This window comes from Streptomyces sp. WMMB 714, assembly GCF_900090125.1.
In the GTDB taxonomy this organism is placed as follows: Bacteria; Actinomycetota; Actinomycetes; order Streptomycetales; family Streptomycetaceae; genus Streptomyces; species Streptomyces daqingensis.
Genome location: NZ_FMHJ01000009.1, coordinates 215,868 through 228,377 on the forward strand (window position 1 = coordinate 215,868; position 12,510 = coordinate 228,377).

A 12,510-nucleotide genomic window follows, 5' to 3' on the forward strand; every position below is an offset into this window, starting at 1 on the left:
GGCGGGCCGGCCGCGGAGGCGGTGCGTCGGTCGTGCGTCAGATCAGGTCCATCGCGGCCACCTCGTCGGGGCGGCCGTAGCTGACGGGGCCCTGGAAGCGCCGGCGTGCGGTGGCGAACCACCAGACGGTGGCGATGATGAGCACCACTGCCAGCGCGATCGGGGCGTAGTTGAACGTGGTGGGAGTGATCGGCGAGGCGTGCGGCAGCATGAACAGCACGTTGCTGACCAGGATCCACACCACGGCGACCGTCCCGACGGGCTTGCCCCAGCGTCCCAGGTGCCACGGGCCCGGCTCGAAGTCGTTCAGCTTCAGGCGGAGGTAGATCGGGACGGCGTAGGCGAGGAAGAGGCCCACGACGTTGACGCTGACGATCGCCGTGAACGCCGTCTCGGACCACCAGCCCGGGATCACGAGCACGAGAGAGCAGGCCGCCGCCAGCCACACCGCCTTGACGGGCGTACGGGTGCGGGAGGACACCGAGTGCCACCAGCGGGAGCCGGGCATGGCGCCGTCCCGCGAAAAGGCGAAGATCTGCCGGGTGTTGCTGGTCATGTTGGCGAGACCGCAGAAGAGCATCGCGCCGATGACGATGAGCAGCAGGAATTTGGCCGTGCCGGCGCCCAGGGAGTTGACGAGAATCTGCACCGGGGGAGCGTCGGCCTTGGCTTCGGCGCTGTAGTCGCGGATCGAGTACACGAGCGCGAGCATCAGGATGAGGCCGGTGATCGCGGAGTAACCGATGGCGCGCATGATGCCGCGAGGTGCGTTCACCGTGGCCTGCACGGTCTCCTCGGACATGTGGAAACTGCCGTCGAAGCCGGTAAAGGTCCAACTGGTGACGAGCAGGCCCAGCATGCCGCCGTAAATGGCGCTCTCGAAGCCCGTGTTGTTCACGAAGTGCGTGACGAACGAGGCCGGCTGGTGGTCGGAGGGCATCACCGTCAGCGCGGTCACGATGACGACCATGCCGATGAGCAGCCACCACACGGAGATGCGGTTGAGCAGGGCCACGAGCTGCACCGTGTAGGTGTTGGCCAGCGCCTGGAGCAGCAGGATCACCGCCGTGATGATGACGGTCTTCTGGATCGTCACCTCGTACGTGTGCCACTGCATCGCGAAGAACGCCTGGAGGAACGTGGCCGCCGCGAAGCCGGTGGCTGCCGTGCCTCCCACCTGGCCCACGAAGTTCAGCCATCCCGTGTACCAGGACCACGCGCCCTTGTGCTTCTTGGCGAGCTTTCCGGCGGAGAAGTACAGCGCGCCGCTCGTCGGATACGCCGAGGCGATCTCCGCCATCGAGGCGCCGATGAAGAGCACCATCACCGAGACGCCGATCCAGCCGAATATGAGAATCGGCGGGCCGCCCGCGTTCATTCCGAATCCGAAAGAGGAGAAGATTCCGGAGATGATGTTGATGATGGTGAACGAGATGGCGAAATTGTCGAACGCGCGGAATCGCCGCGTGAGTTTACGCGGATATCCCATCGCGTGCAGTGTGGCGTCGTCGTCGAGAGCGGGGGGAGTCTCCCGCTGTCGCGTCCTCGCACGGGCGAGGAAGGAAGAGTCGGGCACGGAGAACCTTTCTGGGTGGGTCAGAGAAGAACCGTCTTCGGGATGGTCGGCGGTGCGCCGCCCGTCTGCGCCGCGAGCCCGGCCCGGGGCGCGTCCCGGTCGCGAAGCGGCCCTGCGTCAGCGGGAGTTGGGTACCGGCAGTCCGCACGCTCTTCGGGCCTTGGTCAGCTGCTCCTCGGGATCGCCCAGCGCGCTCCACGGCATCCGCGCGGCGTACGGCCCCATGGCGGCGAAGACCGGCCGGGCCTCGAACTCGCACTGCGCCATGAGCAGCGCGTGCGCCAGGTACGACAGGTCGATGACGGGGGTGAACTCGTAGCCCGCGACCTCGGGAAGCCAGTGCTGGTAGGCGCCCAACGCCGTGGCCTTCCACTGCGGTTGCTCCCAGGTGCGGCTCGCGAGGAGCGAGGAGGGGTCGTGCCCCTCGACGAGCGCCACCAGCGGGAGGAGCCGCAACGCCGAGGTGGCGGGGGCGCGTTGGCCGAGGAAGGCGGCGACGTCCCACGCGGCGTTGGTCGAACCGCCGTACCGGGCGAAGAAGAAGGACAGGAACCGGTGATGGGCCTCCCGGTGCCAGGGGTCGAGGCGGAGGATGTGGGAGAAGAGCGTCCAGGGGCCTGCGGGCGCGGTGAGGAGCCCCTGCGGTGCGGGGTCGCGGGGGCGTTGCAGACGTGCCAGCGTCAGCTGGGTGACCCACGGTGTCGGGTCCCTCGGGGCCATCAGCGCGGCGCGCTGGCAGGCGGCGAAGGCGATGCGTCCGAGGTCGGGGGCGCGTCTGTCCTCGGAGTCGGCGGCCCGCAGGGCCCGGAGCGAGGCCACGCGTGCCCACAGCAGCGCGGCCTCCCTGCTCGGGTCCTCGGCCAGCCACCGCTCGGCGAGGTCGGAGTCGGCGGCCTCCGAGGCGAGCACGAGCGAGCGGTGTGCGCGCAGTCCGTTGTCCGTGCGGGCGTCCTTGAGTGCCTCGTTCGCGCTGAAGTAGCGGCCGGCCCGCACGTCCACGCAGGCGCGTGCCAGCTGGCGGTCATCGGCCGCCGGGTGCCACTGGTACTGCCCCTCGAAAAAGCCCGCGGTCATGCTCTCCTGCCGAATCTGCCGTCTCCGCCGATGCCGCCCCCATGCGCACAATTCGGGCAAGCCGAATTCGACCGGAACTCATCCAGTGCCTGGCAGCAACGCACACCCTACTCAGCGTCATGACGGACCGGAACCTCCGATCCGTATCGCTATGGCAACGCTGCCCATTCCTCCCCACTTAGGCGTCTCCGCTGGGCCTCTAGAGGGGATTGGAGTATGTGGTGAGCATATGTCAGACCGCTGCCGCGCCTTTTCGGCGGTGGCCGGCGCACATCTGGAGAGCTGAACACGCGTGGTGAGTACAGCGTTATGCGGGGCGGCCGACCCGGGCGGTTGCGACTTCAACAGGAGTGCCGGGGAAGGCTGTTCGAGTAGTAAGGGATTGCTGTTCCTTGAATCTCGAACTTCCGGCTCTGCTTTCAGTCGGCGCGCCGTCGGATAGGTGGTCGCTCTACGGGAATTCTCAGAGCGCTCTCAAGTCCGGTGCCCGGAACGGCGGTCGGGGAGAGGGGGCGGAGAGGGGGCGCGGCGGAGGCTCCGGTGGCCGCGACCCCTCCGCCGGTGCCGCCGAGGCGGTGCGGGGAAGGGCCGCGGTCCGGAGAGTGCCGGTCCGTCAGGGAATCGGCGGAACCGTCGGGCCCTCCTGGGCGAGAAGGTCGCGCGCGAACTGCTCCCACTGCGCGTACCGGTCCGGATAGGCCGACCTCTGGACGGCCTGGCACACCTCACCGGGAGGCATCGTCTCCCAGCCCTGGATCTGGATGAGGCCGGGATTGCTGCCGAACGGGGCGACGCCGTAGAAGGACTTGGAGGACGTGGGGACGTCCGTGATCTGCTCGGGCGTGCCCCACCCGGTGCTGGGGCGCTGCTGGAAGATGCCGAGCGAGTCGTGGTCGACGGGTTCCGTGTAGTTGACGAACTTCGACTCCTGCATCGCCGTCATCAACGCGATGACCTGGCCCTGTTCGGGTATCTGCGCGCCCTTGCCGACCCCGATCACCGTCCGGGCGTTCGCCAGTTCCTCCGGTCCGAGGTCCGCGGGCGTCGCGAACACCTTGTGCAGTTCCGAGTCCGGGGCGGCCTGGAGCGCTCGGGCCGTCGCCGCGTCGACCTCGCCGGTCGCCTTGAGGCCGTGCTTCGCCTGGAACCACTCCAGGCCGTGCCCCGCGTCCTCGGCGGAGGCGGACGAGCCGGCCGCACCGGACTGGGAGGCGACGGCCGACGGGGCGGCGAGCAGTGTGCCCGCCGCGACGAGTGCCGCCGCTGCCGCGGCTGTCGCCCTCCTGCTCCGCATGTTTCGCTGCATGCTTGCTTCTCCTCCCGTTGGGCGTGCGGGGGAAATCCGCACGCGGTTCCGGAGCCCCTCCCGCTGCGGTCGTGCCGTTTCGGATTCCGCTGCGGGCCGGTCCGGGTCTGTCCCCGCCATACGTGCGCGAGCGCCTCGCCGTATGACACGCCCCGGTGTGATGCGGGCCACTTCCGCCGCCGCGGCTGAGGGGCTGGTAGTTTCCGGACGAAACCATTCAAAAGGAGGCGCTCGTGCAGGAGTTGGCGGCTCCTCTGTGGGACGTGCAGAACAATCAGGGACTGCGGGAACTGGGCGAGTTGGGCCTCGCCCTCGTGCTCTCCACGCTGATCGGCTTCGAACGCGGCTCGCAGCAGAAGAGCGCGGGGCTGCGCACGCACGCGCTGGTGGGCATCGCCAGCGCTCTGATGATGCAGATCTCCCAGTTCGGATTCAGCGCCGTGCTGGGTGTGGAGAACGCCTCCTTCGACCCCTCGAGGGTCGCTTCGCAGATCATCACCGGTATCGGCTTCATCGGCGGCGGCCTGATCTTCGTCAGCAGAGGCGCTGTCCGAGGCCTCACCACGGCCGCCACGGTCTGGCTCACCTGTGCGGTCGGCATGGCATGCGGCGGCGGGCTGGCGCTGCTCGCCACGGTGACCACGGCGCTGCACTTCCTCGTCGTCCGCGGCTACCCTCTCGTCGCCTCGCGGCTCTCGGCGGGACGGGCGCCGGCCCAGTCCGCGGTCCGGCTGCGCTACCGCACGGGCGAGGCGCTGCTGCCGCAGCTGATGGAGATGTGCACGGAAAGGGGTTTCCGCATCCTGGGAGTCAGGGTCGACCGGCTGCCCCGCATGCCGCAGCGGGGGCGGCTCGGAACGGCCGTCGAGGAGCCCCTCGAGGAGGAGGCGGCGGAGACGGCCCGCGTCGTGCTGCGTCTGGAAGGCACCGCCGACGTACGGCAGATGGCGTCGGAGATGTTCAACACCCCGGGCGTGCTGGGCATGGACGTCTCACTCGAAGCCGATCTCGACGAATGAGCGTGTGGGACGGGCTCGTGACGTGCTACGAAGAAGCATGCCTGACGCCCCCCACCGCACCTCCGGTGACTCAGCAGTCCACGACGCCGTCATCGTCGGCGGAGGACACAACGGCCTCGTAGCCGCTGCCTATCTGGCCCGTGCCGGAAAGCGCGTCCTCGTGCTGGAACGCCTCGGCCGCACGGGCGGCGCCGCCGTGTCGACCCGGCCGTTCGCCGGCGTCGACGCGCGGCTGTCCCGCTACTCGTACCTGGTGAGCCTGCTTCCCCAGCAGATCGTCGACGACCTGGGGCTGCGCTTCGCGGTGCGCAAGCGCAGCGTCTCCTCCTACACGCCCGCCGTACGCGACGGCAGGCGGACCGGCCTGTTCGTCGGCGGAGGCACCGCCCGCACCCGGGAGTCGTTCGCCCGACTCACGGGAGGGACGCGGGAGTTCGAGGCGTGGGAGGACTTCTACGCCATGACGCAGCGCGTCGCCCAGCGCGTCTTCCCCACCCTCACCGGGCCTCTTCCGAGCCGGGCGGAGCTGAAGGAGCGCGTCGGCGACGACGCCGCCTGGAGTGCACTCTTCGAGCGGCCCCTGGGCGAGACCGTGGAGGAACGCTTCAGCGACGACCTCGTGCGCGGCGTCGTGCTCACCGACGGCCTCATCGGGACCTTCAGCCACGCCCACGACCCGTCCCTGCTGCAGAACCGCTGCTTCCTCTACCACGTCATCGGCGGAGGCACGGGGGACTGGGACGTCCCCGTCGGCGGGATGGGCGCACTCACCGAGGCCCTCGCGGAGTCGGCGCGGGCGGCGGGGGCGGACATCGCCACCGGCCACACCGTGCACCGCATCGAGACCGACGGAAGCACCGCCGAGGTCCACTACCGCACGGAGGACGGCGAGGGCACCGTGCCGGCCCGCCGCGTGCTGGTCAACGCCTCGCCCGAGGCGCTCGCGGAGATGCTCGGCGAGACGCCGGAAGGCCGGACCGGGTCCGTCGCCGGATCGCAGCTGAAGGTGAACATGCTGCTGCGCCGGCTCCCCCGCCTGAAGGACTCCGCGGTGGACGCCCGAGAGGCGTTCGCCGGCACCTTCCACGTCGCGGAGGGGTACCAGCAACTGGCCGACGCGTACCGCCAGGCGCAGCAGGGGACCCTGCCCGAGGTGCCGCCGTCGGAGGTGTACTGCCACTCGCTGACCGACCCCTCGATCCTCGGTTCCGGGCTCGCCTCCGAGGGCTACCAGACGCTCACGCTCTTCGGACTGCTCACGCCTCCCGAGTGCTTCGCACCGTCGGCAGGGGACGGACAGGACGGCAAGGCGCTGAAGGAGAAGGCGCTAGCGGCGACCCTCGCCCAACTCGACGCGCACCTCCAGGAGCCGATCAGCGAATGCCTCGCCCTGGACGAGGACGGAAACCCCTGCATCGAGGCCAAGACCCCGATGGACCTGGAGGACGAACTGCGCCTCCCCGGCGGGCACATCTTCCACGGCGACCTGTCCTTCCCCGTCGCCGAGGAGGGCACCGGCCGCTGGGGCGTCGAGACCGCGCACGCCAACGTGCTGCTCTGCGGGGCGGGAGCCGTGAGGGGCGGCGGAGTGAGCGGCCTCGGTGGACACAACGCGGCAATGGCGGTACTCGAGAACGAGGAGTAGGCGTACGGAGGCGGTGCCGCCCCCTCGTTGAGGGCGGCATGGCGGGCAGGACCCGGACGGCGAACCGGAACGGTGCCCGTGGCCGCTGGTCACGGGCACCGTGCGGTGCCTTCGTCCGGGCGCGGGCGCCCGCCATGATGAGCCCGACGGGCGGGCCGGTGCCGCCGTCGGCACAGTCACCTTGAGGAGGACCTCTATGGCCGGGCTCTGGAGCACGCAGGGTGTCCTGCGACGCAAACCCATCGAGCAGATCAGCGAGGGCGAGGGCGGGGCCGGTCAGCAGCTGACACGGGTGCTGAGCCTGTGGCAGCTGACGGCCATCGGCGTGGGCGGCATCATCGGTGCCGGCATCTTCACGCTCGCCGGCACCGTCGCCAACGGGAAGGCGGGGCCGGCCGTGCTGGTCTCCTTCCTCATCGCCGGGGTCGCCAGCGCGGCCGCGGCTCTGTCCTACGCCGAGTTCGCGGGCCTGATCCCGAAGGCGGGTTCCGCGTACACCTACGGGTACGCGGTCCTCGGCGAGATCGCCGGCTGGTTCATCGGCTGGGACCTCCTGCTGGAGTACACGGCCATCGTCGCGGTGGTCGCGATCGGCATCTCCGGCTACTTCTCCTTCCTGGTGCAGCAGGCGGGCGCCGAGGTGCCCGCGTGGATGCTCGGCGCTCCGGGCACCGGGGACGGGCACCGCGTCGACCTGTTCGCCGTCGTGCTCTGCCTGCTGATCGCCTTCCTGCTGAGCCGCGGCATGAAGAGCGCCGCCCGGTTCGAGACCTTCGTCGTCGCGCTGAAGGTGCTGGTCGTCCTGCTCGTCGTCGTGGTCGGCTTCTTCTACGTCGACACGGCGAACTACGAACCGTTCTTCCCCTTCGGCGTCTCCGGCGCCTTCACCGGCGCGGCCACCGTCTTCTTCGCGGTCTTCGGCTACGACGCGATGAGCACGGCAGCGGAGGAGTCCCGGGACTCCCAGCGCCACATGCCCAAGGCGATCATCTACTCGCTGGCCATCTCGATGGTGCTGTACGTGCTGGCCTGCCTCGTCCTGACGGGCATGCAGAACTTCACCGAGATCGACAAGGAGAGCGGGTTCTCCACCGCCTTCAAGTCGGTCGGCCTGTCCGGCATTGCGGACGTCATCGCGGTGGGCGCCATCATCGGCATCCTCACCGTGATGTTCACCTTCATGCTGGGCGTGACCCGCGTGTGGTTCTCGATGAGCCGCGACGGGCTGCTGCCGAAGTGGTTCGCCAAGACCCACCCGACCCGCCACGTGCCCACCCGCGTCACCTGGATCGTGGGCGTCGCCTCGGCCGCCATCGCGGGCTTCCTGCCCATCGAGCAGGTCGCCGAACTCACCAACATCGGCATCCTGCTGGCCTTCGTCGTCGTGTGCGCCGCCGTGATCGTGCTGCGCTACCGGCAGCCGGAGCTGCCCCGTACCTTCCGCACCCCGGGCATGCCCTTCGTGCCGGCGATCGGCGTGGGCTTCTCGCTGTGGCTGATCACGTTTCTGGCCTGGCAGACGTGGCTGCGGTTCGCCGTCTGGCTGCTGATCGGCCTCGTCGTCTACTTCGGGTACTCCTACCGCCGTTCGGAGCTGGCCCGGCGGACGCCGGAGGCCGGGGAAGGCAAGGAGTAGCGTCGGGCGTATGAGTGAGGAAGTCAGCACCGTCTCCGTGAACGGACTCCGCATCGCCTACCGCACCTGGGCGGAGGACAACGCGGAGGGCACTCCCGTCGTCCTGCTCCACTGCCTCGGCGAGGACGGCGAGGACTGGCGCGGTCCGCTGATCAGCCGGCTCGCCGCCGCACACCCGGTCTTCGCCCCGGACCTGCGGGGGCACGGCCGCAGCGACTGGCCGGGGGAGTACGGGCTGGACGCCGTCTGCGCGGACGTCCTCGCCTTCCTCGACGCGCTGGGGCTGGACCGCGTCATCCTCATCGGGCACTCCTACGGATCGGTCGTCGCGGGCATCCTCGCGGGGAAGCACCCGTCCCGCGTGGAGCGGCTCGTCCTCGAGGAGACCCCCGCCATGCTGCCGCTGGACCCGCCGCGGGAGATCCGCGATCAGCCGGACGAGCCGCAGACGTTCGACTGGGAGGTGCGCAGGCAGTTCGACCGCCAGCGCAACGACCCGGACCCGCGCTGGTGGGAGCGGCTCACGGAGATCACCGCTCCGACGCTGCTGATCGGCGGAGGCCCTTCCAGCCATCTCCCGCAGGAGGACATGGCGGTCATGGCGGAGCGCATTCCGGAGGCCGCGCTGGTCACCGTCGAGGACGCCGGCCACCTCGTGCACGAGGACAGGCCGGGTGAGTTCGCGGCCGCTGTGCAGACCTTCCTCGCGGGCGGTTCCCCTTCCGGCAGGTGACGCCCGGTGCGGTGCCCGCGGGTCCGGGGACGCCGCGCGAGCAGGCGGTAGGCAGCCCCTCCGCCCCATCGGCGGTCCCGCAGCGGAAGGTTCCGCTACGACCGATCCGGCTCCGACGAGTCAGCCGCTGACGGTTTTCCCATGCGGCGCAGTGGACACCCGTAGAGTGATAGTTGAACAGCAAAGCACTTCTGCGAGGAAGGTCCCTGATGGCTGAGCCCGAAGGCACGGCGCTGGAGGAACTGCGTGTCAGGCGTGAGGCTGTGCGCACGCGTTACCTGCGGGAGGGCGCGCGGCGACCGGCGACCACGGCGCGCGGCGTCCACCACGTGGCTTTCATCTGCCGGGACGTCGAGGAGACCGTCCGCTTCTACCAGGACCTGCTCGGCTTCCCCCTCGTCGAGATGGTCGAGAACCGCGACTACCGCGGTTCCACGCACTTCTTCTTCGACATCGGCAACGGCAACCTGCTCGGGTTCTTCGACTTCCCCGGCCACGACCATCCGCCCTTCGCCGAGACGGTGGGCGGCGTGCAGCATCTGGCCCTGGCGATGGACGGCCCGGAGCACGCGGCGGCCCGCCAGGCTCTGGACGGGGCGGGCATCGAGTACGCCGGCCCGGACCGCGGCGTGGAGGAGAGCCTGTATCTGCGGGACCCCAACGGCGTCCCCGTCGAGCTGTACCGAGAGGACCTCGGCCTCTTCAACGGCAACAAGATCGTCTGACCTGCCCGTGTGCGGGCCCGGAGCGAACCGGGCCCGCACACACCTGTCGGGGCACCGCCCGCGCTGGTTACGCTGATCGTCCGGACAGCGAGACGCGGGAGGATCGCACGTGGCGGAGCGCACCGTGACCAGCACGGCGGTAAGGCCGGACCTCGACCTGACCAACGCCCGCTGGCAGTCGGGCACTCAGGAGATGGGCGGCGTGGAGATCGCCTTCGTCGAGGGCTGGATCGCCATGCGCAACGGCCGCACACCCGAGGTTCCGGCCGTGATCTTCTCCCCCGGGGAGTGGAACGCCTTCGTGCTCGGTGCGCGCGACGGGCGCTTCGACCTCACCTAGGGGGTGTCGCAAAGTCCCGTCCGGCCCCCGGCCTGCGGCCGGAACGACGCTACTTTGCGACACCCCCTGGCGTCTCTCGTCCGGATCTCCGCGGTGCGCCTACGGGCTGCCGTCGCGGGCCGGCTGGTCCAACTGCCCCAGCGGCTCCGGCAGATGGCCCTCATGCACGACGGTCAGCCGGTGCGTGACGCGCGTGATCGCCACGTACAGGTCGTGACCGCCCTGCGGTGACTGGGCGAGGATGCCTGCCGGGTCGGCCAGCACGACCCGGTCGAACTCCAGGCCCTTGGCCTGGGCCACGCTCAGCACCGCCACCTCGGCGTCGAGCGCGGCGCGGCCGCTCCCCGTGGCCGCCTGAGGCAGGGCCCGGCACAGGGCGGGGATCCGGTCGTCGGGGGCGATGACCGCCAGCTTGCCGCCACCCGCCTCGCCCAGCGCCGCCTGTTCACGGGTCACGCACCGTACGGCCCCCGCGACCAGCGCCCCCGCCTCGCAGCGCACCGCGCGCGGGCGTACGCCCTCCCGCCGCACCGACTCGGGCGGCTCCTGATCCGGCGACACGGCGGCGAGCACGCGCGCCGCCGGCTCCATCACCTCAGCGGGAGTGCGGTAGTTGACCGTCAGGCGCTCCTCCCGCCAGCGGCCCGCAGCGTGCGGGGCCAGCACCTCCTCCCAGCTCCGGGCGCCGGCCGCGTTCCCGGTCTGTGCCACGTCCCCCACGAGCGTCATCGAACGGGAGGGCGCCCTGCGCATCACCATGCGCCAGGCCATGGGGGACAGCTCCTGCGCCTCGTCGACGATGACATGTCCGTACGCCCAACTCCGGTCGGCCGCCGCCCGGTTCGCCGTCGTACGCGCCGCCCCGGGATCGCGCATCCCGACGGCGAGGTCCGACGCCTCGACCGGCCCGGACTCGTCGAGCCCCAGGATCTGCAGGACTTCCCGGGCGTACCGCTCCTCCTCGGCGCGCTCAGTACGCGCGGCGCGAGCGCGGGCACGGGCGGACGAGTCGTCCTCGCCCAGCAGTTCGGCGGTCTCGTCGAGCAACGGCACGTCTCCGACCGTGAGTTCGGCTCCCGGTAGGCGGAGCAGAGCCGCCTGCTCCGCGTCGTCGAGCAGGCCCGCCGCCGCCCCGGCCAGCAGGGCGCTGTCGGAGAGGAGCCGGTCCACCAGCCCGGCCGGAGTGAGCAGCGGCCACAGCCGGTCCAGCGCCGACCGCACAGATCTCTGCCGCCACAGCTCTCCGGGGCCGTGCCGCAACTCCTCGTCGTCCAGCGGACGTCGGTTGTGCTCCGCGCGGGCGCGTACGAGGGCGGCGAGCATGTCGGTGACGAAGCGCTTGCGTGCCGCGTTGTGCGGCATCCCCAGCGCTTGTGCGCGTCGCAGCGCACGGACGGACACCTCGTGGGGCACGCGGACGCCGGTCTCCTCTTCGTCGAGCGGCACCGATAGGTCGCCGTCCGGGACGCGCTGGTGCAGCCGCACGGCCTCGGCCAGTACCCGGGCCATCCGCAGGGAGCCCTTGACCACGGCTGTCGCGGCGCCGTCCTCCGCGCTCGCCTCCACGCCGGGGAAGAGCCCGCCGAGCGAGGTGAGCACCACGTCCGTCTCGCCCAGGGACGGCAGCACCTCGCCGATGTAGCGGAGGAAGACCGCGTTCGGCCCGACGACGAGCACGCCCCGGCGGGCGAGCGTGCCGCGGTGCGTGTAGAGGAGGTAGGCCGCACGGTGCAGCGCGGCCACCGTCTTGCCCGTCCCCGGGCCGCCCTGGACGACGAGCACCCCTTGCAGGGGCGAGCGGATCACGCGGTCCTGCTCGGCCTGGATCGTGGCCACGGCGTCGGTCATCCTGCCCGTGCGCGCGCCGTCCAGCGCCTGGAGCAGCGCCGCCTCGCCGACGAGTCCGGAGCCGCCGCCGGACTCAGGGCCCGGCTCCCGCAGCAGACGCGGGTCGAGGATCTCGTCGTCGACGCCGGTGACCGTACGGTTCTGCGAGTGCAGGTGGCGGCGCCGTACGAGGCCGGAGGGCCGGGCGGGCGAGGCGGTGTAGAAGGGCCCGGCCGCCGGGGCCCGCCAGTCGACGAGCAGCGGGTCCATCGCAGGAGTGCGCAGGCCGATGCGGCCGATGTAGAGGGCCTCGCCCTCCGCGGTGTCGATCCGCCCGAAACACAGTCCGCTCTCCACGGAGTCGAGCTGCGCGAGGCGGCGGGAGTACTCGTCGGACAGCACCTCGCGCTCGGTCGCCGCCTGGCGTGTGCCGCCGTCGGCGCCGCGGGCATGCACTTCGGCGAGCGCCTTCGCCGTCGCGGAGCGCTCCTGTTCGAGCCGGTCGTAGAGAAGGTCCGTGTATCTCTGCTCCTGCTGCAGGGCAGCGGCCAGAAGGGCCGCCGGTTGACTCTTGGTCATGGGGCTGATAAACTCCTCAACGGACGTGTTGTGCAAGGAAGTTGAAGCAC

The 12,510-nt window shown here is 70.7% G+C and carries 10 protein-coding genes; 6 read left to right on the forward strand and 4 right to left on the reverse strand.

What is annotated here, in order from left to right; translation table 11 throughout:
* Nucleotides 1-37: 37 nt before the first annotated feature.
* From H181DRAFT_RS18390 to H181DRAFT_RS18400, 3 genes are all read right to left on the reverse strand, one after another.
* Nucleotides 38-1,489, reverse strand: a complete 1,452-nt coding sequence (locus H181DRAFT_RS18390; RefSeq protein WP_045865670.1) for an amino acid permease — start codon at nt 1,487-1,489, stop codon at nt 38-40.
* Nucleotides 1,490-1,693: 204 nt separating this feature from the next.
* Complete coding sequence (locus H181DRAFT_RS18395) at nt 1,694-2,650, reverse strand: hypothetical protein (protein ID WP_045865604.1); 957 nt, start codon at nt 2,648-2,650, stop codon at nt 1,694-1,696.
* Nucleotides 2,651-3,263: 613 nt separating this feature from the next.
* Entirely contained in the window at nt 3,264-3,956 is a 693-nt protein-coding gene (locus H181DRAFT_RS18400; protein ID WP_175439798.1) for a peptidoglycan-binding protein, read from the reverse strand.
* Between the two features lie 233 nt (nt 3,957-4,189).
* On the opposite strand from H181DRAFT_RS18400, the gene H181DRAFT_RS18405 reads away from it, so the two are divergent.
* The 6 genes from H181DRAFT_RS18405 to H181DRAFT_RS29985 all read left to right on the forward strand — a co-directional run bounded on the left by H181DRAFT_RS18405 (nt 4,190) and on the right by H181DRAFT_RS29985 (nt 10,054).
* The gene (locus H181DRAFT_RS18405; RefSeq protein ID WP_045865605.1) at nt 4,190-4,975 is read left to right on the forward strand and encodes an MgtC/SapB family protein; all 786 of its coding nucleotides are present in this window, start codon (nt 4,190-4,192) and stop codon (nt 4,973-4,975) included.
* 37 nt (nt 4,976-5,012) lie between these two features.
* On the forward strand, nt 5,013-6,620 hold the full coding sequence (locus tag H181DRAFT_RS18410) for a phytoene desaturase family protein (RefSeq protein WP_045865606.1): 1,608 nt from the start codon (nt 5,013-5,015) through the stop codon (nt 6,618-6,620).
* A 196-nt stretch (nt 6,621-6,816) separates the two neighbouring features.
* On the forward strand, nt 6,817-8,256 hold the full coding sequence (locus H181DRAFT_RS18415) for an amino acid permease (protein ID WP_045865607.1): 1,440 nt from the start codon (nt 6,817-6,819) through the stop codon (nt 8,254-8,256).
* A gap of 10 nt (nt 8,257-8,266) precedes the next feature.
* A complete protein-coding gene (locus H181DRAFT_RS18420; protein WP_045865608.1) occupies nt 8,267-8,989 on the forward strand; it encodes an alpha/beta fold hydrolase in 723 nt (240 codons plus the stop codon).
* Between the two features lie 209 nt (nt 8,990-9,198).
* Nucleotides 9,199-9,714 (forward strand): VOC family protein, encoded by a 516-nt coding sequence (locus H181DRAFT_RS18425; RefSeq protein WP_045865609.1) that lies wholly within the window; start codon nt 9,199-9,201, stop codon nt 9,712-9,714.
* Between the two features lie 109 nt (nt 9,715-9,823).
* Nucleotides 9,824-10,054, forward strand: a complete 231-nt coding sequence (locus tag H181DRAFT_RS29985) for a DUF397 domain-containing protein (RefSeq protein WP_045865610.1) — start codon at nt 9,824-9,826, stop codon at nt 10,052-10,054.
* Nucleotides 10,055-10,153: 99 nt separating this feature from the next.
* Here H181DRAFT_RS29985 and H181DRAFT_RS18435 read toward each other — a convergent pair whose 3' ends face one another.
* Nucleotides 10,154-12,460, reverse strand: a complete 2,307-nt coding sequence (locus H181DRAFT_RS18435) for a HelD family protein (protein WP_045865611.1) — start codon at nt 12,458-12,460, stop codon at nt 10,154-10,156.
* Between the last annotated feature and the right edge of the window lie 50 nt (nt 12,461-12,510).

Coding starts and splice junctions, on each gene's coding strand:
- H181DRAFT_RS18435 (WP_045865611.1), bottom strand. CDS start 12,460: ATGACCAAGAGTCAACCGGCGGCCCTTCTGGCCGCTGCCCTGCAGCAG.
- H181DRAFT_RS18425 (WP_045865609.1), top strand. CDS start 9,199: ATGGCTGAGCCCGAAGGCACGGCGCTGGAGGAACTGCGTGTCAGGCGT.
- H181DRAFT_RS18400 (WP_175439798.1), bottom strand. CDS start 3,956: ATGCAGCGAAACATGCGGAGCAGGAGGGCGACAGCCGCGGCAGCGGCG.
- H181DRAFT_RS18395 (WP_045865604.1), bottom strand. CDS start 2,650: ATGACCGCGGGCTTTTTCGAGGGGCAGTACCAGTGGCACCCGGCGGCC.
- H181DRAFT_RS18410 (WP_045865606.1), top strand. CDS start 5,013: ATGCCTGACGCCCCCCACCGCACCTCCGGTGACTCAGCAGTCCACGAC.
- H181DRAFT_RS18390 (WP_045865670.1), bottom strand. CDS start 1,489: ATGGGATATCCGCGTAAACTCACGCGGCGATTCCGCGCGTTCGACAAT.
- H181DRAFT_RS18415 (WP_045865607.1), top strand. CDS start 6,817: ATGGCCGGGCTCTGGAGCACGCAGGGTGTCCTGCGACGCAAACCCATC.
- H181DRAFT_RS18420 (WP_045865608.1), top strand. CDS start 8,267: ATGAGTGAGGAAGTCAGCACCGTCTCCGTGAACGGACTCCGCATCGCC.